This window comes from Paraburkholderia diazotrophica, from assembly GCF_038900755.1.
Taxonomy (GTDB): domain Bacteria; phylum Pseudomonadota; class Gammaproteobacteria; order Burkholderiales; family Burkholderiaceae; genus Paraburkholderia; species Paraburkholderia diazotrophica_A.
In genome coordinates, this window is sequence record NZ_JBBPEN010000012.1 from 70,913 (window position 1) to 95,004 (window position 24,092).

14 protein-coding genes and 12 pseudogenes are annotated in these 24,092 nt (G+C 58.7%); 11 read left to right on the forward strand and 15 right to left on the reverse strand.

What is annotated here, in order from left to right:
- Positions 1–161 precede the first annotated feature (161 nt).
- Positions 162–1,507, forward strand: a pseudogene (locus AABE10_RS29740) (IS4 family transposase).
- A 649-nt stretch (positions 1,508–2,156) separates the two neighbouring features.
- Positions 2,157–3,563: an MFS transporter gene (locus AABE10_RS29745; protein WP_342936755.1), complete on the forward strand. Its 1,407-nt coding sequence runs from the start codon at positions 2,157–2,159 to the stop codon at positions 3,561–3,563.
- A gap of 201 nt (positions 3,564–3,764) precedes the next feature.
- On the opposite strand, the gene AABE10_RS29750 is transcribed toward AABE10_RS29745, so the two are convergent.
- The 4 genes and pseudogenes from AABE10_RS29750 to AABE10_RS29765 all read right to left on the reverse strand — a co-directional run.
- Positions 3,765–4,397: a response regulator transcription factor gene (locus AABE10_RS29750; protein ID WP_342936756.1), complete on the reverse strand. Its 633-nt coding sequence runs from the start codon at positions 4,395–4,397 to the stop codon at positions 3,765–3,767.
- A pseudogene (locus tag AABE10_RS29755) lies at positions 4,394–5,083 on the reverse strand (sensor histidine kinase); the annotation flags it as partial. The gene AABE10_RS29750 and the pseudogene AABE10_RS29755, both read right to left, overlap by 4 nt.
- 94 nt (positions 5,084–5,177) lie before the next feature.
- The gene (gene istB / locus AABE10_RS29760) at positions 5,178–5,945 is read right to left on the reverse strand and encodes an IS21-like element helper ATPase IstB (RefSeq protein WP_091789752.1); all 768 of its coding nucleotides are present in this window, start codon (positions 5,943–5,945) and stop codon (positions 5,178–5,180) included.
- A 12-nt stretch (positions 5,946–5,957) separates the two neighbouring features.
- A pseudogene (locus tag AABE10_RS29765) lies at positions 5,958–6,479 on the reverse strand (Mu transposase domain-containing protein); the annotation flags it as partial.
- A gap of 174 nt (positions 6,480–6,653) precedes the next feature.
- Here AABE10_RS29765 and AABE10_RS29770 point away from each other — a divergent pair.
- The 3 genes from AABE10_RS29770 to AABE10_RS36500 all read left to right on the forward strand — a co-directional run bounded on the left by AABE10_RS29770 (position 6,654) and on the right by AABE10_RS36500 (position 9,836).
- Entirely contained in the window at positions 6,654–7,904 is a 1,251-nt protein-coding gene (locus AABE10_RS29770; RefSeq protein ID WP_342936757.1) for a tyrosine-type recombinase/integrase, read from the forward strand.
- A complete protein-coding gene (locus AABE10_RS29775) occupies positions 7,901–8,842 on the forward strand; it encodes a tyrosine-type recombinase/integrase (protein ID WP_342936758.1) in 942 nt (313 codons plus the stop codon). The genes AABE10_RS29770 and AABE10_RS29775 overlap by 4 nt, the downstream gene beginning before the upstream one ends.
- A gap of 382 nt (positions 8,843–9,224) precedes the next feature.
- Positions 9,225–9,836, forward strand: a complete 612-nt coding sequence (locus AABE10_RS36500; protein ID WP_428983411.1) for a tyrosine-type recombinase/integrase — start codon at positions 9,225–9,227, stop codon at positions 9,834–9,836.
- 88 nt (positions 9,837–9,924) lie between these two features.
- Here AABE10_RS36500 and istA read toward each other — a convergent pair.
- The 5 genes and pseudogenes from istA to AABE10_RS29800 form a co-directional block, all read right to left on the reverse strand.
- A pseudogene (gene istA / locus AABE10_RS29780) lies at positions 9,925–10,905 on the reverse strand (IS21 family transposase); the annotation flags it as partial.
- Positions 10,906–11,092: 187 nt separating this feature from the next.
- A pseudogene (locus AABE10_RS29785) lies at positions 11,093–12,034 on the reverse strand (response regulator); the annotation flags it as partial.
- On the reverse strand, positions 12,031–12,573 hold the full coding sequence (locus AABE10_RS29790) for a hypothetical protein (protein WP_342936759.1): 543 nt from the start codon (positions 12,571–12,573) through the stop codon (positions 12,031–12,033). The gene AABE10_RS29790 and the pseudogene AABE10_RS29785, both read right to left, overlap by 4 nt.
- A gap of 14 nt (positions 12,574–12,587) precedes the next feature.
- The gene (locus tag AABE10_RS29795; protein WP_342936760.1) at positions 12,588–12,833 is read right to left on the reverse strand and encodes a hypothetical protein; all 246 of its coding nucleotides are present in this window, start codon (positions 12,831–12,833) and stop codon (positions 12,588–12,590) included.
- Positions 12,834–13,006: 173 nt separating this feature from the next.
- Positions 13,007–13,327, reverse strand: coding sequence for a hypothetical protein (locus AABE10_RS29800; protein WP_342936761.1), 321 nt, complete (start codon positions 13,325–13,327; stop codon positions 13,007–13,009).
- A gap of 497 nt (positions 13,328–13,824) precedes the next feature.
- Here AABE10_RS29800 and AABE10_RS29810 point away from each other — a divergent pair, with 497 nt between their 5' ends.
- Complete coding sequence (locus AABE10_RS29810) at positions 13,825–14,034, forward strand: hypothetical protein (protein WP_201662255.1); 210 nt, start codon at positions 13,825–13,827, stop codon at positions 14,032–14,034.
- A gap of 241 nt (positions 14,035–14,275) precedes the next feature.
- Positions 14,276–14,692: a hypothetical protein gene (locus tag AABE10_RS29815; RefSeq protein ID WP_342936792.1), complete on the forward strand. Its 417-nt coding sequence runs from the start codon at positions 14,276–14,278 to the stop codon at positions 14,690–14,692.
- Positions 14,693–15,137: 445 nt separating this feature from the next.
- On the opposite strand, the gene AABE10_RS29820 is transcribed toward AABE10_RS29815, so the two are convergent.
- From AABE10_RS29820 to AABE10_RS29830, 3 genes and pseudogenes are all read right to left on the reverse strand, one after another.
- On the reverse strand, positions 15,138–16,037 hold the full coding sequence (locus AABE10_RS29820) for a cytolethal distending toxin subunit B family protein (protein WP_342936762.1): 900 nt from the start codon (positions 16,035–16,037) through the stop codon (positions 15,138–15,140).
- 337 nt (positions 16,038–16,374) lie between these two features.
- Positions 16,375–17,082, reverse strand: coding sequence for a 7-carboxy-7-deazaguanine synthase QueE (queE, locus tag AABE10_RS29825; protein WP_342936763.1), 708 nt, complete (start codon positions 17,080–17,082; stop codon positions 16,375–16,377).
- Positions 17,083–18,550: 1,468 nt separating this feature from the next.
- Positions 18,551–18,735, reverse strand: a pseudogene (locus AABE10_RS29830) (IS701 family transposase); the annotation flags it as partial.
- Between the two features lie 10 nt (positions 18,736–18,745).
- On the opposite strand from AABE10_RS29830, the pseudogene AABE10_RS29835 reads away from it, so the two are divergent.
- Positions 18,746–19,278 (forward strand): annotated as a pseudogene (locus AABE10_RS29835) (IS630 family transposase); the annotation flags it as partial.
- A 7-nt stretch (positions 19,279–19,285) separates the two neighbouring features.
- Here AABE10_RS29835 and AABE10_RS29840 read toward each other — a convergent pair.
- Positions 19,286–19,476 (reverse strand): annotated as a pseudogene (locus AABE10_RS29840) (IS5/IS1182 family transposase); the annotation flags it as partial.
- Positions 19,477–19,664: 188 nt separating this feature from the next.
- Between AABE10_RS29840 and AABE10_RS29845 the strand changes: the two are divergent.
- From AABE10_RS29845 to AABE10_RS29855, 3 pseudogenes are all read left to right on the forward strand, one after another.
- Positions 19,665–19,995 (forward strand): annotated as a pseudogene (locus tag AABE10_RS29845) (IS701 family transposase); the annotation flags it as partial.
- Between the two features lie 27 nt (positions 19,996–20,022).
- Positions 20,023–20,976: pseudogene (locus AABE10_RS29850) on the forward strand (IS630 family transposase); the annotation flags it as partial.
- Positions 20,977–20,996: 20 nt separating this feature from the next.
- Positions 20,997–21,491, forward strand: a pseudogene (locus AABE10_RS29855) (transposase); the annotation flags it as partial.
- On the opposite strand, the pseudogene AABE10_RS29860 reads toward AABE10_RS29855, so the two are convergent.
- Together AABE10_RS29860 and AABE10_RS29865 are read right to left on the reverse strand one after the other, a co-directional pair.
- Positions 21,490–22,119: pseudogene (locus tag AABE10_RS29860) on the reverse strand (helix-turn-helix domain-containing protein); the annotation flags it as partial. The pseudogenes AABE10_RS29855 and AABE10_RS29860 overlap by 2 nt on opposite strands.
- Positions 22,120–22,244: 125 nt before the next feature.
- The gene (locus tag AABE10_RS29865) at positions 22,245–23,879 is read right to left on the reverse strand and encodes a pyridoxal-phosphate dependent enzyme (protein ID WP_342936765.1); all 1,635 of its coding nucleotides are present in this window, start codon (positions 23,877–23,879) and stop codon (positions 22,245–22,247) included.
- Positions 23,880–24,092: the final 213 nt, after the last annotated feature.

Sequence of the window (24,092 nt, forward strand, 5' to 3'; positions counted from 1 at the left end):
GATTTCCGTTCCAATCTCTAATCGTCCACCGGTTCATTCCATCTCGTTATACAGAAGTGGCTGCAGTAGCAGACGTTTATCCGAAAGCGCATTGAGCGATGCGCCGGCGTGACAGGGGTTTGTTAACGGCCGGAATTTCGCGTTTACTCTCGACTTTTCGAATGCAGATTCGCAATGAGCCGGGAGCGTGGGTGGACGAGGAATTTGAAACACTGGATCTGGGTGACCCAAGGCGAGATCGTCGGGCGAAGGAATTGCTGAAGCGGTTTGCCACGCGTCCCACTGCGAGTATTCCGGGTGCCTGTGAGGGCTGGGCCGAGACCATGGCGGCGTACCGCTTTCTGGGCAATGAGCACATCGACTGGCGTGACATGATGCAGCCGCACTGGGAGCGCACCGCTGCGCGCATGGGAGAGTTACCGGTAGTCCTGTGCGTGGCTGACACGACAGAGCTGAACTTCAACGGTCAGGACATCGAGGGGCGGGCCCGCTCAGTTACGAAGCGCAGGTGGGCATGTATCTTCACGCGACCTATGCGGTCACACCGGATCGTGAGGCGCTGGGTGTCATGAACGCCTGGATGTGGGCACGCAAGCCGCGCGACGAAAACGGCCAGCGTGGCGGCGTGCGCGAGAGCGTTCGATGGATCGAAAGTTATGAGATCGTGGCGCAGCAGGCGGCAGCCATGCTAGGCACGCGGCTGATATATGTGGCCGATCGCGAGGGTGATATCGCCGCGCTCATGCAGCGTGCGCAGGAGTTGGGCGAACCGGCTGACTGGCTGATCCGCTCCCAGCACAACCGCGCACTCAAGGGCGAAGCGAAACTGTGGGAGACGGTACACGCGAGCGAGGTGCTCGGTCATATCAGCTTCGTGCTGCCCGGGCGGGGTGGCCAGAAGGCGCGTGAAGTGAAGCAGGAGCTGCGCGCACAGCGCGTTACGTTACCCGGGCGCTGCGGCGTCGAGCTGAGCTGCATTGAGGCATGTGAAGTGGATGCGCCCACTGACGTGAAGCCCGTCGTCTGGCGTCTGCTGAGCAATCGCGAAGTGCCCGATGCGCATGCGCTCACCGAACTGATTGACTGGTACCGCGCGAGGTGGGAGATCGAGATGTTCTTCAATGTGTTGAAGAACGCCTGCCGGGTTGAAACGCTGCAGCTCTCGCAGATGGAGCGCGTGGAGAAGGCGCTTGTGCTGTATATGGTGGTGTCCTGGCGTATCGCACGGTTCATGCGACTGGGCAGGACCTGCCCGGACCTGGATGCCTCGCTGTTCTTTGAGGCTGACGAGATACATGGCGCACACGTGCTCTCAAAGAAACCCCGCCCGAAAAAGCCACCGACGCTTAACCAGATGATACGGATCATCGCGTCACTGGGTGGATTCCTCGGACGCAAGGGCGATGGTGAACCCGGCGCGAAGACACTGTGGATTGGCATGCAGCGTGTCATGGATGCGGTGATCACCATCCAGATCCTGCGCGACGGGTATGACACTTCTGTATAACGAGATGGGTTCATTCAGGCCGATTACGTCGCCGTAACGATTCCTTGACGTGCTTTGCGGACAAACCGCGACGATCGCATCGGAACGTTGCAGCGACCATCTTACGGCACGTTGTGCGCATGCGACCACGAAGACGACAAGCGCCTAAGAATCGACACAATGACGGCAAACCGACATCTCGCAATCCGACATTGTCGGATGTGCGACATAGCGAAAGACTGCAAAATAACTTGTGAAAAGAACTCGCAATTTTTTGTGATCGTTCTAAACAAGAACATTCACATGGAACGTGGACATAATGTCCAATCTCGGTTTCAGTAAAGGTTATTTCATCTTCCTGCTATTTACGGGTTCTGGCTCAACTATTGCATGGTGAGAAGGAACAAAGGAAAGGAAAGAAAACACGAAAGTCGCGTACCGACTCCGGTCCGGAACGAGGCAGTAGGCTTCCCTTTTAAATCATTCGTGCGATGAGCTTATAGCCTCTGTGACACAAGGCACAACGTTCCGTACACCAAGCATACACTCTTCGGCTACGCGCACACGTCGACCATCCGCGCTATCAGACCTGAGGGCGGATTGAGTCCAGACCTGCAGAAGCTCCATGGCCTGCTCTATGAACAGAGAGTCATGCAACTGAACAATCAAAATGGTTAGCTCGAGTGTTGGCCAGAAAGCCCTGATCACGCCTATGATCGTCGCGTGCGCCATATTCATGGAATGTGTCGACGAGAACGTCATCGTCACGGCTCTGCCGACGATGGCACGCGATTTCGGGCGTGATGCGGTGACGTTAAAAGTTGCAGTGACGAGTTACGCCGTTGGGCTCGGCGCGTTTATACCTGTCTGTGGCTGGCTCGCGGACCGCTTCGGTGCGCGCACGGTGTTTCGCTCAGCGATTGGCACCTTCCTAGTCGGCTCTCTCCTCTGCGTGGCGACAAATTCCCTCATCACCTTCGCGCTCGCACGCTTCGTGCAAGGCGTCGGAGGCGCGATGATGGTGCCGGTGGGCCGGATCATCATTTTTCGCGTTGTGCAGAGGGCCGATATCATACGCGCGATGAATTATCTCAGCGTTCCCGCGATGCTCGGCCCCGCCGCAGGCCCGCTACTCGGGGGCCTTATTACAACCTACTCGCATTGGCGCCTAGCTTTCCTTGTCAACGTGCCTATCAGCATTCTCGGCATCTGCTTGACGAATAAATACATGGCAAACACCGACGAACCTCATCCGGGCTCCCTCGACTGGACAGGCTTTTTTCTGACAGGGGCCGGTACTGCTCTACTTCTGCTTGGCTTGTCCCTTATCGGTTCTGAACTCATTTCGAACCGCGATGCTTGCTGCATGGCTGCAATGGGCGTCGTATTGCTCGCCGGATACGTTGCACATGAACGGCGCGCACCGCTGCCCCTCCTCGATCTGCAGTTTTTCGACATACCGACGTTTCGCGCGAGCGTCCTCGGCGGATCGCTGTTCCGCATCGGCCTTGGCGCAATGCCGTTCCTGTTGCCTCTGATGCTGCAGGAAGGATACGGCATGAGTGCCTTTGAGTCAGGCCTCATCACTTGCGCGTCCGCTTTGGGTGCCGTGTTCACACGCACGGTTGCCACACGCGTACTGAAACGCTACGGCTTCCGTTCGGTGCTGGTGGCGAATGCCGCGCTCTCGGGCGTGTCGGTCGCAGCTCACGGATTTTTTTTCCCGTGCACACCAACGTGGGTCATCTGGGTAGTTGTGCTGGTTGGCGGCCTTTTTCCGGCGCTGCAATTAACGACCCTCAACTCGTTAACCTATGCAGAAGTCGCGAGTCGCGACGTTGGACGGGCAACGAGCCTCGGCAGTGCTGTGCACCGGATGTCGCTCGGTCTAAGCGTGACGATCGGCGGCATCATGCTGCAGATTTCCCGCCTAGCGAACGGGCACGCGTCTATCATGTGGTCGGATTTCTGGCCCGCGTTTCTGCTGGTGAGCTTGTGCTCGCTGGCGTCGATTCCCGTCACGCTGCGCTTGCCGCGTCGCGCAGGAGAGGAAATTACACGCGCCAGCCGTATCTGATCTTCAAGCGAATTCTTCGCCACCCGTCGAATCGCACACTTCACGATAACCACTGGTGAAATGGGTCGCACAGGTGGCTCGCGTATTGCCAGCGAGCCTGATTGAAATCCTGTCACGGGCCGCTGAAAAAAGATTCGGACGCCCCTGCAGAATGCTCGCGATACTCGCCTCATCCCTGCATTTCGCGGGGCGAGCATCGCGCTACTCGACGATCAATCCGTGCCGGATCGCGTACCGGATCACCTCGGCATTGTTGGAAAGCCCGAGTTTCTGCATCAGTCGCATCTTGTGCGTACTGATCGTTTTCGCGCTGAGCGCGCACGCGTCGGCGATTTCGTTGATGCTCCTGCCCGCCGCGAGCATCTGCAGCACCTGAAATTCGCGGTCCGACAGCACTTCGTGCGGCGGCACGTCGCCGCGCTGTGTTTCGAAGACCATTGCATCGACGAGTTTCGGATCGATGAAGCGGCCTCCGTCCGCGAGCTTGCGGATCGCCGCGAGCAGCACGTCCGGGTCGCTGTCCTTGGTCAGATAGCCCGTCGCGCCCGCGCGCAATGCGCGCGACGCCACCTGCGCCTCGTCGTGAATGCTCAGCACGAGTACGGGTAGCGAAGGCTGCTCTGCCCGTACTCGTCGGATCAGATCGACGCCGCTGATGCCGGGCATCGTCATGTCGAGCAGGAGCAGATCGACGACGCAACTGCGCAGCCTGTCGACCACTTCTGCCCCTTGCGCCGCTTCCGCCACGACGACGATATCGCTTGTGGTTGCGACGATCTGCCTAAGTCCGCCGCGGACGATCGCATGATCGTCTGCAATGAGTATCCTGATCATGTTCGAGGTCCGCCATCGAGCGGGATGTGAATCGAAACCGTGGTGCCCGCGCCCGGCGCGCTGCCGATCGAAAGCGATCCGCCGATCAGCCGCGCGCGCTCGTTCATGCCGAGCAGACCATATGAATAATTGCGCCGCACCACTTGCTGATCGAAGCCGCGGCCGTCGTCACGCACCTGCAATTCGAACTTCTCCGCCGTCGAGATCAGCGTCACGTCCACGCGCGTTGCGTCGGCATGCCGCGCGACATTCGTCAGGGACGCCTGCACGATGCGGAACACGGCCGTCGCGTGCGCATCCGGGAGCGCAGGCTCGCCACCGACGATGCGCAACTCGCAAGGAATCGGATTGCGGCGGTTGAACTCGTCGACCAGCCATTCGAGCGCCGACACGATGCCGAAATTCAGTGCGGCCGGCCGCAAATGACTCGCGACGTTGCGTACCATCCAGATCGTACCTTCGACCAGTTCGCGCATGTCATCGGCTTTTTTCGTTGCTTCGGGATCGTGCGTGAGGCGCATCTTGAGCAGCGACACGTCCATTTTGAGCGCAGTCAGCAACTGGCCAAGCTCGTCGTGAATCTCCATCGCGATGCGCTTTCTCTCCTCTTCGCGGATCGCCTCCATGTACGCGGACAGCTCGCGCTGCTGCTCGCGTGATTCGACGAGTTCCTGTTCCATCTGCTTGCTGCGTATTTCGGCGAACGTGACCGCCGATTTCGGGAACGTGACCGATTCGGCGGGGTTGGGCGTTGCGCGGTGTTGATTGTAGATTTTCTTGTTAGTTCTGGTCGAGTTCGGGCTCCAGGACGTTGGGTTTTGGGGATGCCTTTCTGAGGGATTCACCGGTGAGCGTGATCCGGTGATGACGCTGCATGAGACGGTCGAGCATTGCGTCGGCGATGGTCTCGTCGCCGATCCATCCATGCCAGTGCTCAATCGGTAACTGGCTGGTGATGATGGTCGCCTTTCCCGCCGAGCGGTCATCGATCATCTCGAGCAGATCGTTTCGGACCATCGCGTCGAGGGGAGCCATTCCCCAATCGTCCAGCAGGAGCACGTCAACGCGGGCGACCTGCAGCAGCCATTTTGTGAAGCCGCCATTGCCGTGCAGAACGCGAAGCTCCTCGCCAAGTCGCGGCACGCGCAGATACAAGGCCGAATGCCCGCGCCGGCAGGCGTATTGGGCCAGGGCGCAAGCGAGCCACGATTTCCCAGCGCCGGTTGGACCGCTGATGAGCAGGCTGTAGCCGGCTTCGACCCAGTCACCGAGCGCGAGACTCGTGAGTGAGCGCGGATCGACGCCACGGCCAGCGCGCGTGTCGAGATCTTCAATGGCGGCTTGCGGATACTTGAGGCGCGCCTGCTTGAGCAGTCGGGTACGACGGCGATCATCACGCCAGCTGGCTTCCCGGTCGACCAGCAGTGACAGGCGTTCCTCGAAGCTCAGGCTGGCCGCACCGGGCTGCGTCAGTTGTTCTTCCAGGCCGTCAGCGAAACCGTCCAGCTTCAGGGTGCGCAGTTGCGTCAGTGTCTGTTGCATCATCATGGTGGATCTTCTTTATTGGTAGTAGCCGGGGCCGCGTACATGCGCGTGGCTCGGGCTGATCCAGTCGGCAGGCGTTGCCACTGCAGCGCGGTCGCGGTTGTTGATCAGGATGTCGCGCACGTGGCGGTAACGATGCACGCCGAGCTCCAGTGCTAGCGCACAGGCGGCTTCGAGACGTTCTCGGCCGTAGCGACGTGAGAGCGAGAGCAATCCGAGGCACGCCCGATAGCCGTGTTCCGGATGGCGTTGCTCCTGCAGCAGCCGGGTAACAAGCACGCCGGTTGCCACGCCGATCTGCTGTCCCCAATGAATCAGCCGTTGCGGCGTCCATTCCAGATGAGCGCGGTGCGCCGCTGGCATGTGCTCGACGACGGTGGTGTAGCCGCCTACGCGGTCGTTGCGTGCGTGGCTGGCAACTCGGCGACCGCGATGCAGCAGTTCGACAGCGCCCGCCGTGATGCGCGCATCGAGCTTGAGACCGACAAGCGCGTGCGGCACGCTGTAGCGGTGTTTGTTGATCTCGACGTGATAGTCGGCCGGTTCTGTGGTCGACCACAGAACACATCTTGTGTGGCGAAGCGATTTCTGTAGCCTTGATGCCGATGGTCAGCTTCCCGTCTGACATCATGCAGTCTGGAGGCCAAAGAATCATGGCGCCATTTGAGGAGCAACATTACCTTTCCGCCTTTCGCGGAAGGAGGTCTCCTCATGTTCGATCAACTTTTCAAACGGCCTGCTGCGGTTGCTTGCCACGCTACTGCTCCGCTCTATCGCGAGCGAGTCAGGTACCTTGAGTACATGCAGCATCAGCGGGCTTCCCGCAAGACGTTGATTCGCCATGCAGCGTACATGATGCGGATCGGAGAGGCATTGCGATGGAAGTTACCGGATTCCGTCACCGCTGCTCAACTCAACAAGCTTGCAGATCGATGGCGTGACCGTCAAACGGCTAACCCCACCCGGACCGATGGCGAAGCGTCCCGAACGGCGTATATAGCGACAGCGACGAACTGGTTGCGTTTTCTCGGGCGACTGCAAGCGTCGACCAGGGAACAGCCTGACTTGGAACAGATCGCGGCCTATGCTCGCTTCATGCGCGACGAGCGCAATCTCTCCGCAGTAACCATTCGCACGCGTTGCGGTCGCGCTGCCGAGTTTCTTCGGCTCGCCGGCGCTGAGGGCTATGACATTCATCAGCTTGACTGGAAAGCCATCGACCGCATTCTTTCCTTGAAGGGAAGCCATGATGGTCTGACGCGCGCGTCGATGCAAACCTATGGCTACAACATTCGGAATTTCATTCTTTATCTGCAGGAGCACGGGCAATGCCAGTCAGGTTTGTCTGCATCGATACAACCGGCCCGGGTATATCAAGGCGAGGCGCTACCGGCTGGTCCGTCCTGGCCCGAGGTCATTCATCTTCTTGAGAAGCTCGAAGGGGACCGGCCCGGCGCGATTCGTGATCGAGCCATCGTGATGATGTTCGTGGTGTACGGATTGCGCGTGGCCGAAGTGCGCCGGCTGCAGCTCGATGATTTTGACTGGCAGCAAGGGATTGTCCGCGTACATCGCTCCGAGCAAAGCCCACACGTCGCTGTCTTTCCGTTGGCGGGCGACGCTGCCGATGCTATTGCCAGGTACCTGCGTTTCGTTCGAGTGAGGTCCGATCGGCGTGAGGTGTTTCTCCAGTTGCGCAGCCCATATCAACCAATTAGCAGCAGCGCGATCTGGCAGATAGTGAGTCGTCAGTTGCGGCCTATGGATCTGGCGATCAAACACACAGGACCACATGCATTGCGACACGCGTGTGCGACGCGGCTTCTCGGGCGAGGTTTAACCATGAAGGAGATTGGCGACTTCCTCGGACATAGTCATCCAGCGACCACGGCGCTTTATGCGAAGGTGGACATCAATGGCCTGCGCCAGGTGGCTGATGTTGATCTCAGGAGGTTTCTATGACCCTCGTTGACGCAATATCGGCGTATATGCAGGTTATCCACGCCAACGGATGTAAAGGAGACAGTATTCATGGCGTGCTTTCCTTGTTTGCGAAGTACGTGGGTCAAGACCGAGAACTCAGCTCGATCTCCCCGGCGGAGGTTCGGGCGTTCCTCGACGGAAATCGACCACTTAGCCACTACTGGCATCGCAAGCACTCTGCCCTGATGAGATTCTTCCGCTTTGCGATCGCACGCGGTCTGGTACCCGACATTCCTCTACCGACAAGAACACCACGATGCAATCAGGATTACAAACCTTATGTGTATTCCGAAGACGACATCGACCGACTGATCGCCGCGCTTGATGGCGCCCACGATACGCTGATTGAAGCACGGACCCTTCGAGTCCTCGTGCTACTTTTATACGGGACGGGACTGCGATTGGGCGAAGCACTACATCTATGCCTCGCAGATATAGATTTGTCGCGGCAGATGCTCACGGTCCGCGACACGAAGTTCTATAAGACTCGATGGGTTCCACTCGGAACGCATCTGGTCCAGATCCTGGACGAGTACATAGTGGCCGTTCACGAATCCATCAACGTCGAGACGTGCGACGACTCGCCGCTATTTATCCGCCGTGACGGTGGTCGCCCGACCGCAAGCGGCATCCGACGCGCATTTGCTAGGCTCAGGTCGAAGGCTGGCGTTTTGCGCAACGACGGCGCCCGATATCAGCCTCGTTTGCATGATATGCGGGCGACGTTCGCCGTCCATCGTTTGACCACCTGGTATCAGCAAGGCGCCGACGTGCAGCGACTTCTACCTCTGCTGTCGACCTATCTTGGACACGCGAGCATAGCGGCCACGCAAGTTTATCTTCCCATGTCGCCGGAGCTCCTTGTGGAAGCATCGATTCGTCTCGGGCACTACGTCGCACTGGAGAAACAGTCATGAACGATCTGAATCTGTTGGCCCCCTGGGTCAAACGCTTTCTGGCGGATTACCTCGTCACAGTGAGAAGTGTGGCGCGAAGCACACAGTTGAGCTACCGCGACACACTGGCCAGGCTCATTCGTTACGCAGCGAATGGCCTACGAACACGTCCTGACATGCTCAAGGTCGACGATATCAGCAGGGATTTGATCAACCGATTTCTCCCAACAGCGGCGATGGGTAAGACTGTGAGCGCGAGAACCAGCGTCTCGCGGCCATACACAGCTTCGCGCGATTTGTGGGCGAATACGGACCAGAGCACCTGGAATGGTCTGCGCATGTCATGGCGATCCCATTCCGTAAGTTCGCTCGCCCCGAGATTCCCTACCTCGAGAAGCCCGAGATGGACGCACTCCTTGCAGCCGCAGACTTACGAACGGCGCAGGGAGTACGCGACCACGCGCTGCTGATATTCCTTTACAACACGGGTGCGCGAGCTACCGAGGTTGCACAAGTTAAGATTGAGGACCTGCAATTACAGCCGCAAGACGGCAACCGCAATGCGTTTGTCAGACTGCTGGGCAAAGGCAACAAGGTTCGGTTATGCCCACTTTGGCAACAAACGGCAGCGGAGATTTCCGCGTTGATTGTCGATCGGCCAGCGGGGCAGAGTGTATTCCTGAATCGGCGCGGCACGTCGATTACAAGATTTGGAGTCCATTCTTTGGTTGAGCGATGCGCAAGGCGAATCGAGGAGCGGTTCCCTGCAATCTGCTCGAAGCGGGTCAGCCCGCACACGATTCGCCATACGACTGCCACCTACCTTCTACGTGCGGGAGTCGACATCAACACAATCCGTGCATGGCTCGGCCACGTGTCGCTCAATACCACCAACATTTACGCTCAGATCGATCTCGAGATGAAATCGCGTGCGTTGGCGCAACTGCAGCCATCTGGCAAGACACCACGGCGTCGAATGGACTCAGAACTGCTGCATTTTTTGCGCTCACTGTAACCGGATTTCTGTGGCCTCCAGACTGCATGATGTCAGACGGGAAGCTGCCCATCGGCATCAAGGCCACAGAAATCGCTTCGCCACACAAGATGTGAACCGTCACTGTCTTGAAGCGCGCGAGCTCATAGGGCTGTGCCGGCAGCGGCTGCAGTGCCGGCGCGTCCAGCTGGGCGAATGCGCTGGCACGACATCCCGGCAGCTTCTGGAATGGCCTCTCATTCAGGTTCCTGAGCAGCGGGCGGACCGCCTCATTGACCGAGTGGACCGACTCAAACCGGTGATGACGCAGGCGCGCCATGATCCAGCGTTCGACGACCTGGACCGCAACCTCTACCTTCGGTTTGTCATGCGGACGATATACGCGTGCAGGAAGGAATGACGTGCCGTAGTGACGCGCAAAGTCCAGCACGGTGTCGCCGGCGCGAGGTTCATAGCGATCGGGATCGGCAATCATCGCGCGCGGGTTATCCGGCACGATCAGCTGCGGCACGCCGCCATAGAAGGTCAACGCGCGACCAATGCCGCCCAGCCAGTCCTCCATCGTTTCGGCCGGCGTCGCACAGGCGAATGTGTAGCTCGATGCGCCCATGGCCGCCACGAAGATGTGCGCGCGGCGTCCAGTCGTCAGCGGCAACGTGGGGCCGGCGAAGTCGACAAACAGCTTCTCGCCGGCGCGGTGAATCTGACGCATCGAGCGCTTCAGGCGTTTCGTGAACGCCTTGTAGTGCTCGCAGAACTGCGTATAGCGGTAGGTCTGCCGGTCCGCGAACTCGGCCTGGTACTCCTCCCACAGCAACGTCAGCGTCATGCCCTTGCGACGCAGCTCCTGATGGATGCGTCCGTAGTCGGGCTGGGCGTAGCCTGCAGGCCCGGTGGGTTTGCCGAGAAGCCGCCGCTCGAGTTCGCCTTCATCCATATCGCAGGCGCTTGCCCAGTCCAACCCGGCGGCACCGGCCAGTCCGATGTACTTCGTGACCACGCCCTTGGATATGCCCAGTGACGCGGCGATCCGATCGTGCGAGAAGCCGCCGTCGAATTTAAGTCGTAAAACGTCCTTGATCATGCGCATGTTCATCCGGTGCGCGGGCATGCTCTCTCCGGCAAAAGCCGGCGAGCATAGCCCGCGTGGTTGATGTCATGCGCAACGCCAATCCTGCCTTCCGGTCCGCTCGGTCACGTTCCCGAAATGCCCGGTCACGTTGCCGAAATCGCCGGTCACCATCCCGAAACGGCCGGTCACGTTCGTCCGAAATACGCAGCTTGCGCCCCGTGATGTCGTTCAGGCCGACATAGATCGCGGGAGAATCGTCGTAGGTGGCGACGCGCGCCGTCGCCATCGCCCAGAACTGCGTGCCGTCGGGGCGCCGGAACTGCACCTCCGCATTACGCAGGCTGCCCTCCATCCGCAGATACTGGATCAGATGGTCGCGCTCGCCTGGATCGGTGTAAAAATCTGCGATATTGGCCGACATGCCTTCGTCCATGCCGAAGAGTTCGCGCAGCGGCTCGTTCGTGTAGAGGATGTGTCCATCCGGCATCGACGTGATGCACAACGGCACCGGACTGGTTTCGACGATTACGCGAAAGCGCGCCTCGCTTGCCTGCAAGCGCGCGTCCGCGCGCCGCCGCTCGTCGATCTGCGCGTGCAGGTCCGCGTTGGCGCGCGCCAGTTCTTCGGTGCGCGACGCGACGCGCCGTTCGAGGTCATCGCGCGCCTGCGATAGCGCAGCCTCCGTTTCCTTGCGCACGGCCACTTCGGCGAGCAGTTGCCGGTTCTGTGCGAGAAGCTGCTTGTGCATGGCGCGCAGCTCGAGATGCACACCGACGCGCGCCAGTGTCTCGTCGACGCGCAACGGCTTGGTCACGTAGTCGACCCCGCCCGCCGAAAAGCCCGCGACGCGATCCTCGTCGCCCGTCAGCGAGGTCATGAAGATCACGGCGATATCGCGCGTGCGTTCGTCGCGCTTCAGACGGCGACACGTCTCAAAGCCGTCGATGCCCGGCATCTTCACGTCGAGCAAAATCAGGTCGGGCTGCGCGAAAGCCGCGCGCTCCAACGCTTCGATACCGTCGAGCGCCACCAGCACGCGAATCCCCCGCGCTTCGAGACTGTCGACGACCACGCCGAGATTCGCGGGCGTATCGTCGACGATCAGGACGGTGTCCGTGTGTACAGCTGGAGCGGCGAGATGGCTCATGTTGCGGTATCCCCTTCCAGGTGCCGCTCAACGAGCTGCAGGATCGCCTTCGACTGGTACGCGCGCGCCAGTTGATGCAGCCGCGCGGCGAACCCCGCATGCGCCGGATCGTTTGCCGCGATGCGCTCCGCCCACTGAATGATGCCGCGCATGTTGCTGTCGCGCGCGAGCTGATGAAATTCCGAGGATCTGCGCATAACCAAGGATGCAGTTAAGCGGCATGCTTCGCGCTCGATGGACGCCTCGCGCTCGTCGAGATACGCACGATGCAGGCGCATATCCATCCCGTCGAATGCCGACGCCACGCGGTCGAGCTCATCCGCCTCGCGCGGCGGCTCGTGAAAATCGCAATCGTTGACAGTGCGCGCGATCGCCGCGAGATGCCGCGTGACCAGCCGCCACAGGATATAGAACGTGAAGAGCGCGACCAGAAACGTATTCACGCCCAGGCTCACGAGGATCACGAGCGCGGTGTGCACAAGCTCGTGATAGAGATTGGCGAGCGTCGCCTCCACATATAGGGTGTCGATGGGTTGCACCTTGTCCTGCAGCTTCAGTTGCGGCTGATCGAGCTGCCATAGCGCTTCGCCGAGACTGTCGCGATAGCTGCGGTCATATCGACGAGACGGTTCTGAATCTGCGCGATGCCGCGCTCGTAGTCGCGATAAAGCTGCACCGCCGTCAAGATCAGCGTGATCGCGCAGCTAAAGACGATCACCGTACCGAGCAGCCGCAGCACCACACTGCGCCGCACGTAACGGAGCCCGCTCCACCATGCGTCGAACCTGTAGAGAACCATATCTTCCCGCGAGTGCCGCCGTTGTGTGTGTCCTATTCTGCACTCGATGCCAAAGCCCGGTCTACCGCGCCCCACCCGGGGTTGCAAACGTCCGATGAAACAACGCCCCCCCGCAGCAGCGACTGTGCCCTGCCCGCATGTCTTTGCGCGTTTATGACCGCGGTGTCCTTTTGTTATTCCGGCACCTCGCCCACCGGCATCATCCGGACCGTGCGCACCGGACGTTCTACCAGTTCGTCGATCAGATCGGCCATTTCGCACAGCGCGTGAAAGCTGTACGCGTCGAGTTGGTCCGCGTGATGGCGCCGCAAATCTCGCATCGTTTCACCCAGCCGCCGCAGAGCGCCCGGCGCACTGTCGGTCAACGGCCAGCAATGCAACAGATACGCGAGCGGCGTCACACTGCCCGCCTCGCACCAGGTGTCGAAAAGCCGCAGACAGAGCGAATCGACCTGCTCGACAACGTTCTCCCGCTCGGACAGATAGGCCATCATGATGCATCGGTTGACATCGCGTTTTGATGGCTCATCATCTCCGATCAGAAACTATGCCGCAGTCAGCGCACGCGCAAAGACGGTCGCGTGACATCCTGATTCCCGCGTCGGGAAACCCTGACGGCTGAAATCAGCGCTTCCTGAGACGACATTCCGCCGCCGCCGATTGGGCGCGCGCGCCGATCCCTCGTAGCATCGATTCATCGCGCATCGCGAGGAAAGTCATGGCGGGCAACAGATCGCTGCGCTCTCAGGTCGAAAAACTGGTCGGCTCGACGCGAGGCCGGACAGCGCGTGTGCGCCTGCTGGAACGCTCCCGCTCGGGTAGAACATGCCGCGTGTGCATTCAGATCGAGCGGCCGACCGGCACCTTCTCGCTCTTCTTTTTTCGCCATGCCGACGTCACTTGGCACGTGTTTCCGCAGGACAGGCGCCGACCGGAGATGGGGGATAGGCCGCAAGGCAGCCTGATCGTTCTGCAAGCCAGGGACATGTACATGCACGACGACGCTTCGAATGCATTGCCACAATATGTGATCGAACTGCGCGCGTGGCTCAGCGACTGGTACGACCATGCGTTCAATGTGGGCTACATCCGGCCGCCCTTCACACTCGACGAAGCGATTGCGGACCGGCTCGAGGGCTACTTCAAGGCGGGCCTGACGCCAGCCGAAGGCGCGATGGCGTTCTTCGGCTCCGTGCATTGAAAGGCGATCGATCAGGTTCGAAGAGTTCGATGCCCGTCTGTCGCGCCCGCTGGGCTTGATGCCCGCAGGGCCGAGTAACGCCCTGTGCTCAACAACAAGGCGTGCAGCGTGCACGCTTTGCCGATATCCTTGTCGTGCTCGATCCATTTTCGACCTACAAAGCCTTTGCCTTCTTCCAATAGGGAACTCCAGCTAGAAATGCGAGCACTGATCGGCCGAGGATGTACTGCAATTCTGTGGCATCGCGTTCGACCAGAAGGTTGCGAGCGTCGGCCGCCTGCACATCCTCAAACGCTTCTCGCCCCTTCCAATATTTTCAGCAACGGAAGCCGTGCCGCATGACAATGCGACGACCCTGCTCACCGTCCGTCAAGGCCCGCGCCAACATGCCTACAACATTTCGTCGTGTCCGCGCCCGCTGCGGAGAACGTATTCAGGGTGTTCCAAGGCATCGAGGGACACCGGCCCATCTCTCTCGACAATCTGCAAGCATCGTTGCCGACGTGTCGCACCGCCTGGCCCGGAGTGTCGCCATGCACGCACATCGTCGTCTGCGTCCCAGCAGGCTCCTGATTCGGCGCTGGGGACCACTTCGGCGCCAATGTCATGTTGCTCTGCACGGGACCGCCCCCAAGCCGAAGATGCATTCCGCAAGTGAATCATGGTGCCTACGACGCCGTGCTCGTCACCGATCGCGCGTTCGTCGGTGCAATCACGCTTGCGACCCGTATGCGTTCGCTACCGCCATCCTGCAGATCGCAAAGAACAGGCGGTCGATATCGCCTGCACCGAGGTGCATTACCATTGACGAGATTTCTTGCAATCACGGTAGCTGCTGCGCGCGGTCTTTGCGTGTCCGGGGCAGATTCTCCTTCTCCTGCGCGTCATCGCCGTTCGGCCATACTGGAAGCCCATGGCGCCACCTGCCAGCGTGCTTCGTCCGGTAACAGACCGCGTTTACGTTTTTCCCGATCGCGACGGTGTCTGGCAGCGGGTTGCGCAGCCATTGGCGAAACGAAAGTCGAACACATCCTGATCGCCTCGACCATTGGGCGTGCACACCAACGTTCGCCTTGCCAATCATCCTTGTCGTTCTCGCTCGTCTATTTCTTCGGCCAAAGTAAAACAGGAGTATGGTCTGATACCAACTGCCCAATTAGGCTCGGCGTAAATAAGTTGCAATCAAAATTAGGGCCGCCGGATGGATTGTTCAGCTGTCCAGCAATCCCATAATCTAGATTGTGGCCGCTTGTTCTATGGGTTGGCCGATCCTCATACTGGAAAGTCACGTTTCTATATTCTTGCGGATAGCTTCTCCGAAGGAGGTCGCGCAATTGATTGGGCTCGCGATTAAAATCACCAGCAATCAACCATTGGTCCGATATCTGATTTTGATTAAAATACTCCCAAACTCGAGCAATGATTGCTCCAGAATCCGTTCCGCCGTTTGCCAAGGCATGAATCCCGAAATAATAGTCAGATCCGAGTCTGATCCCCAGTATTGGCCTTGCTCCACTCCAAGCCCGCGGTTTAAGCAAGATTACTTGATCAGCCTTTTCTTTGCTGATAATAGCCAGATTTACTCGGTTGGCACCAGTATCGACTCGCGAAAAATACACGTAGTAATCGATTGGCCTTCTTGATGTGCCCAAATTCCAGACATATTCGTTTATAGGCGCGACAACCAGATCCGGGTTCACCAATCGGCCTTCCAATGGAAGTGGAGGATTAGACGTAATTGATGCCGGTAGTGATCCAGCCTCCTGTATCATCATAACATCAATGTGCCTTGAAACGGGTATCGGTCCGTCATCCCGATTTCCAAGTAGCACCGTGCGAATATTTGAATTCCATTTACTCTCCGTGCTTGCGCTGGAGCCTTGGAGATTCCAAGTCACTACGCGGCGATCGTTGACTGCCGTCCACGCATTACCAGGAAAATAGATTATCAGAAGAATAAAAATCGCCAAAACTCTCATCGGTACACCTTCTTTTTTCCACAAATGCAATTCAATGGAGTTACACAACCGAGTATCAGGCGCCGTGCTGGTAGGTAAAATCCTATGCCACGCCTAAACCGAAACGACATATCGCTCTGAATCGTAGCGATTCAACGGATATCTCGTACTGCGTGCCCATCGCGAGCGCCACGGCGAACTGCCTAGGCGAGCCGCTCACGTTCGGGCGTGATGCGATTCCATCCCGCACGGGCGTGTTCGTCCACACGAGCACGGGAGAATGCCCGGACGGGAGCGGCGCTTGGGCAGGGTGACGCAATTGCCCTCGATCAGCTTGAGCGCCGTGGGCTTGGACCTTCTTCCTCGGACCGGCATGATGACGCTACCTGATGTTGATGAACTTATTCGTCTGCAACGAGACGCGCCAGCCGTAACGGTGCGCCGCCTTCATGCAGATGCCCGTGGCACGGGACGACAGACTCAGCGGCTGCAACCAGATCGGGGTGCCGCGCGCGCGCTGGATCGGATCAAGTCTCTCGAGCACGATATCAATGTCGCGCTGCTTGCCGACCGGATACTTGATCTCGTTGGCGCGCGCCAGCGCCTCATCGAGCACCGGGCGTCCACTTGGCATTCCGTACTTCGGGCTCGTGGTGACGAAAGTGCTGGGCGTGACGAGCGGCGCGTAAGTGCCCGAGGTTTCGACCTGGACACGGTGATGCCACGCTTCGAGCTTCGCGATCAGCGGGCGCAGGTCGTACATGCACGGTTCGCCGCCCGTGATGACTACGTGCTCAGCGTCTGCCGTCCGCACAATGTTTGCGAGCGTCGGCACGTCACACCACGCATAGCTGTCGCACGGCCGCCCCGTTTTCTCGCCCATCGCCCCGACACTGATTTCGCGCTCTGGCATCACCTGCCACGTGTGCTTGCTGTCACACCACGCGCAGCCCACCGGACACCCTTGCAGACGGACGAACACTGAAGGTGTGCCGGTGAAGTTGCCTTCGCCCTGTAACGACTCAAAAATCTCGTTGACGGGATAGCTGCCAACGGGTGGCACAGCTACGGACGGTGCGTCACAGTGCATTTGCCTGTCTCCTAAGTCAGAAGTTCACCCAACCGCACGTCGGTGGCTTCCAGCACTTCGAGTGCCGAGCACGGTCACCAGCCACTGCGCCATGTTCTCGGCGGTTGGAATTGAGCAGGGCACCCTGACCATCGACGTATCCATGCCGCGCACGTAGACAGAAAGGAGCGTCGGTCCACAGCAACATGCGGTGATCCTAGTAGTCCTTGAAATAGCAACGTCTCGATCACGCCAAACTCGGTGACGCGCCCGACGCCATCAAGGGAGGCGGCTTCGAACACAAAGCGGATGCGGCGGTAGTTGTGCCATGCAGGCTCTGGCACTTGCCTTCATTCCCACAACCATGCACATGGGGCAAATCAAGTCCGACGACACAGATCGAATAGTTATCCGCAGCTCTATTCGCTTGTGATTTAGGTAATCGTCATCGTAATGGGTTTAATCATCCTGATTCCACTATCGCGACACAGTCAGTTAATGCCGATTTTCCGCTTCCGCCGCAGACTTGAGAAGGGGGAAGTGTCTTTGATTCTCTAACATCGCGCTCCGTCAGATGTCGAGAGACGGTCTGGCGTAGTACTGCTCGTCGGTAACCGGTTTTAGCCAATCGACACGTTTGCTGTCGTGCTCTTTCTGGAGCGCAATCAGCCTCACGGAGGTCCATGGTGACGCACCGTGCCAATGCTTTCGGTTCGGCGCAATGCAGACCATATCTCCAGCATGCATCGCCATAATCGGTTCGCCTTCACACTGCATCCACCCACATCCCGCTGTCACGAACAATCGTTGGCCTAACGGGTGAATATGCCAGTGTGTTCGGGCACGGGGCTCAAATGACACTATCGTGCATGACAATCCGGACGGCAATGGCACACCGCGTGGGAGACGGAAATGTATGGTACCGGTGCCCATATCAGCGAGGCTACGCGTCGACGGTGGCGGGTTCGGTCGATCACAATGCATGTTCCTCAACTCCTTTGTTATCAGCCAAAAAAGCCGATTTAGGCCTTGCGCGGTCGCGTCATCCTTAAGGGGTTGACCTCCCATCCGCCGCTGGCTGACATCATCGTCGACGCGGTTGATCAGGGGACAACGAGTTGTTCCTGCTGTCGAGTTCTCATTGTCCGGAACGTGCACGTTCGAACAGCTTTCTTGCAGGTTTCGTGCCATGCACGTCCGCATGCTATACAGCGCTTTTCATTTCTATTTATCCCATTGCATTCGTTGTGTACACGTCATCGTCATGTCATCTTTGCGACAAAGCATCCACGATCGTGTAACAAAAGCACTCAGATCGCCTTTGGTGTTGGGACGACATGAGCTTGACGCACGCCGCTGAGAAATGCGCTCCCCCCGCTCTTAATCTTACTGTGTCACAAATTGCGACGTTCATTGGGTCTTCGGCAGCATGGACACGCGTCGGGCAACCAGCCTGACAGTGAGCTGGTAGCGAATGGTCGCGATCGAGTCAGCCGTGTGGCGCTGTGCGCGCCGGACTTCCCCGTGCAACGTAATCTTCGGGAAGCCCAGGCGTCTGGCGGGCTCCGAAGTTTTTTGGCGCTCACCGGGGTGCCGGTGGCGAGTCGCTCAGACAGCAGAAACCCATAAGCTCCAATGGCCAATATTTGCGTGGTGGTGAAAGCCGCGCCCCCCGGGCCTTCGTAATCGCACGCAGCCCATGCCGCCGCTGGCCCCGGGCATCCCTGAGCGACGCACGCACGACTATATGCGCCACGGCACGACCACATCGTTCGCGGCGCTAGACATCTCCACGGGCGAAGTCATTGGCGAACTGCATCGACGTCATCGCAGCAGTGAATTCCTGCAGTTCCTGCGAACCATAGAGGCCAACGTGCCCCCTCAATTGGACGTGCATCTGGTGATGGACAACTACGGTACGCACAAGACCTCCGCGATCAATACCTGGTTGACTCGCCATCCCCGTTTTCATGCGCATTTCACCCCGACCTCTGCTTCGTGGATTAACCAGGTCGAACGATGGTTTGCCACGCTCAGCGAGTCATACATCCGCCGTGGCACCCATCGCTCCACCCGGCAACTCGAACAGGCGATTTGCCAATACATCCAGATCAACAACACACTGATCCGAGACCTTTCAACTGGACCAAATCGGCCGACGACATCCTCGCTAGCGTCAAGAGATTTTGTCTACGAATTTCTAACTCGCGACACTAGTTGAGCTTGCGCGATATTGAAGAGTTGCCTGCAGCAGCATGGCCCGCAACAGCTTCTCCGGCGCGATGCTCGGTCGGTCTCGTACATCCCGGCAAACACACGATCCATCTTTGCCAGCGCCTCGTTCGTCATAACACGAATCGAGCGCAGCGGATGCGAGCTCCGAACGAAATCGTCCAGCTTGCGCACGGAAAACAAACTTTCGGTGAACGTGTCGGCGCCCGCGCATAATCTCCAAGGGGCTGGGTGAGCTTCTTACACCAACGTTTTTGTTATTCGTCTCGATGACTTCCCGTGCGACGTATTTCCGCAGCCTGCTAAGATCGGCTCGGTGTAGCCATGTCTTTCACCAGCGCAGCCCCTGACAGGTGGCAGTACTGAGCGGCTTCTGGATTATGGACGATACGGGATTTCCGAAGAAGGGCCGGCATTCGGTGGGGGGTGCACGTCAGTACTGTGGGGTCCTGGGCAAGCAGGACAATTGCCAGATTGCGGTCAGTGTGTCACTGGCCTGTGAGCAGGCGAGCATTCCTGTGGCCTGGCAGCTCTATGTGCCGCGTGAGTGGGCCGAGGATGACGCGCGGCGTAAGAAGGCCGGAATTCCTGAGCAGATCAGGTTCGAGACCAAGGCGAAGATTGCATTACGGCAGATCGAGACATTGCTGGCTGCAGGTGCGCCCGTATTGTGTACTGGCCGATGCAGGCTACGGCGTAGATATTGATCCGGCAATAAAATATTGAAAAGGCGTAGCGTTGAAAGAGGTGGCGCTGCGTTGCGAGATGTCGCCCACGACGGTGATTGCGGCCTGCAAGGCGTACGAGGCGGGCGGCTGGCGTGCCGTGGATGTCGGGCCTCGCGGTCGTCCGTCGGGTACCGGACGCAGCCTGAGCGCAGATCAGGAGCGGGTCGTGCAGAAAATCATCCAGGACCGCACACCTGACCAGTTGAAAATGCCTTATGCCCTGTGGACCCGTCAGAGCGTGGCCGAAGTGATCGAACAGCGGTTCGGCATCCGTGTGCCGGTTCGTACGATGGGGCTGTATCTGTCGCGCTGGGGCTTCACCCCGCAAAAGCCATTGAAGAAGGCTTATGAGCAATCGCCGGCGGCGATCAGGAAGTGGCTCGATGAAGACTATTCTGCCATTGCGCAGCGGGCCCAGGCTGAAGGAGCCGAAGTCCACTGGGGCGATGAAACCGGACTGCGCTCCGACGATGTTCGGGGCCGCGGTTACGCGCCCACGGGAAAGACACCGGTGCTCAAGGTCAACGCGAAGCGTGCCGGCCTGTCGGTCATCTCCACCGTGACGAATAAAGGACAGATGCGCTGGAAGATCTTCGACGGTGCGCTGAACACCGGCATCCTGATCGACTTCATGCGACGGCTGATCACCGGGGCGAAGAAAAAGATCTTCCTGATCCTGGACGATCTGCGTGTCCATCACGGCAAGGCCGTGAAGGCCTGGCTGGGCAGGCACCGCGACCGGATCGAGGTGTTCTATCTGCCCAGCTACAGCCCTGAGCTCAATCCCAACGAGATGGCCAACGCCGACCTCAAGCAAAGCGTCACACGGCGGGCGCCAACGCGTACCAGGCTGCAACTGGTCAAGGCCACCGCGCACCATTACAGGGTTGTGCGGAAGCAACCCGAACGCATCCGGCGATACTTCCAGCATGATCCTGTCCGTTATGCGGCTTGATTTCAACATTTTATTGCCGGATCAATAACGCCTTCGGGCAGCGACTGTGCGATCTGGGCCTGCCTTATGTGGTCGGGATTACGTCAGCGGTTGTGGTCTGGCCACCGGGCGTTCAACCTCTGCCGCCCAGGCCTTATGGTGGGATGGGACGCCCGTCCGTGGTGCCGCGGCGCACGCGTACCCGACAGCCTGCAAGCGTCAAGGACCTGGCGCATTCGCTGCCGGCTGCTGTCTTCAGGACGGTCAGCTGGCGCGAGGGTTCGAATGAAACACTCAGCGGACGTTTCGCTGCAGTACGTGTGCGTCACGCGGGTGGCAATACCGGCAAGGCGCGGCTTCGCCCTGAGCAGTGGCTCCTCATCGAGTGGCCCGAAGGCGATGCTGACCCGCTGAAGTACTATCTGTCCAACCTGCCGGCCGACATTGCCCTGGAGCAGCTCGTCGCGCACGCGCACATGCGCTGGCGCATCGAACGTGACTATCAGGACCTGAAGCAGGAACTCGGGCTTGGGCATCGAGTGCCTGAATCTGGCTTTTCTCGTCAACGCACAACACCATGACCTTCAGTGGCGGATCCAGGTACAGCCCGACGATATCGCGCACCTTGTCCGCAAAAAATGGATCAGTGGAAAGCCTTGAAGGTCTCCTGCCGATGCGGCTGCAATCCGAAGGCACGCCAGATCCGCGACACGGCGGTCTGCGACATCCCCATCTCGCGGGCCATGGTGCGCGTGCTCCAGTGGGTCGAGCATGTGGGTACGGTACGGATTCGAGCGTGCGTGCGACGACCGCCTCCACCAGCGCGTCCTCGATCGTCCTCGGTGCTCCCGGGCGCGGTGCAACGAGCAACCCGTCCACGCGGTGATTGATGAATCGCGAACGCCATTTCGAAACCGTATGCGAGGTGACACGTTGTCTTGTCGCGACCGTCTTGTTGTCGATGCCCTCCGCGCAGGCCAACACAATGCGTGCGCGCAAGGCCAGCGCCTGCGCCTGCGCCTGCGCCTGCGCCTGCGCCTGCGCCTGCGCCTGCGCCTGCGCCTGCGCCTGCGCCTGCGCCGTCTTGCGTCGCATTTTCAGTGCCGTGAGCTGTTCTCGTTCCGACGCGCTCAAGACCAGTGGCGCTTTCGGTCTTCCTCGCATCATTGCCTCGCTCAATTGCGAACCCTGCAAGCCAGGTTAGTACATAACGCAAATAAGGCAATCATTTTTTAACTCGGGATACTAGTGTTCCGTTCCGTTGAGAGTATCCGCGTTCTTTAGGCAGTTCAGTTTCGAGAGTCTATTTCACATTCAAGTATATCCTGCATTCCATGCGGACCACAGTAACTAGCACCTGTTTCAAGAAAATTCGTTTGTTTATAGAGTTGCCTAGCTTTGCGATTGCGCGTATTAACACCGAGCATGAGTCGATTGACGCTTAATCTATTCGACTTGACCCATTGTTTGGCTAGATGAAGTGCCGCCTTACCGTACCCATTGCCTTGACGTGATCGAGCTATACGAAGGCTGTGAAGAGTAATAGCATCTGGCGGTGCCCATTCGGGCAGAGCAGCTTTTTCACGAAGGATGAAAAACCCAACGATTTCGTCCCGGATCGCAACCGAGAAAGGGTGCTCCAGATTCGGATTCGAGCTATTGCACAACTCAGAAAATACCACGTACAAGGGATCCACGAACTGCGCCTGATCATGGTCCAATTCTAGATGGCTAACAAGTGCACCATCGGAATGGGACAAGGCAATCAGCGTTGGGCTGACTTCGCCTTTCGAAGATTCGCCCGGCTCAGTTCGTTGTTTCGGACTAGGTTCGACCGGATGCTGAGCCAAAGGCTGCAGCCGCGTTTCGATCAAACTCGTCGATACAGGAGCGAGAAGACTAGAAAGGACCTGCTCCAGTGTCCGCCTTCCCCATGTATAGCACGACCAGCCCTTCAAGCTTTCCGTAGGCGTCTCTACGGCCACGGGTTCTCGACGAACTGCATCAGGCCACCCAGCAAATGACTTGAGCCAGGCGTCGTCGTATACTGTTTCGCCGTAGCGGTGACCCTCATCGGGAAAGATAGCAACAACCTTTTTGCTCGGATGCTTACTTGACCACCAGTTGGCCACTCTGTAGGCGGCACCGCTGGCGGGCCCCATAAATAGTCCTCGATTCCTATGCAGTTGGTGAGTTGAGTGAAACGCTTCAACGGGAGTCAGCCAATGAATTTCGTCGAATTCTCTATGATCGACGTTGGACGGAACGATCTCCCCTCCTAGACCAGCTAATCTTACAAGCTTTCCACTAGGCTGACCAAACAACACCGAATTTGGTGTATCAACACCGATCGCATGCAGTTCGGGGAACGAGGCTCTGAGAAAGCGTGTCGTCCCGCACATGGATCCTCCTGAACCGACCGGGCCCACCAAGCAATCAATTTCCCCCAGCCTATCAATCAGTAATTCGGCGAATTTACCGTAAGCTAGAGGATTAGCTAGGTTTGAATATTGGGAGGGCCAAAAGCTGCCGGGCATCTCCTTTAAATGCTGGGCGAGCCGGTTCAAGCGGGCCTGCTGAAGCCCACCACTGCGCGCGGGTTTATCGACAATATCCAAGCGTACGCCGAGTTGGACCAGGCGCCTCCGAAGATGCCGATCTAATGTCCAATCGCTAACCAAAACAAGTTTGTAACCGTGCCGTGCAGCAAGCATTGCTAATGCGAGACCAAAGCTGCCGGAAGACGACTCACAAATGGTGCCCCCGGGTCTAAGAAAGCCCTCCTCCACGGCTCGCTCAAGCATAAACCGCGCTGGTAGCAGCTTCATAAGAAAAAAGCTCGCTCCATATAGGTCGCTATTCAACTCGACAATTCGGGGACTTTCAAAGTCCTCAAGCTTGCGCATCGAGGTGCAGCTAAACATCTCTCACTCCTCAGCTAAGATTCCGTCGGTCGGTCGCAACAGGGCGTTCGAAAACACTAGCTCTGCAGATCACGAGTGGCTACCTCCATGTTCCGCCTCGTCCGTCCTTTGCTCATAGCTCACGATCAGTGCACGTCGTCGCGAGACTCGGCAATCCGGACGCTGCGCGATATCCCTAGTTCGGCATTCGTCAGGCAGTCGGCTCAGTGATGG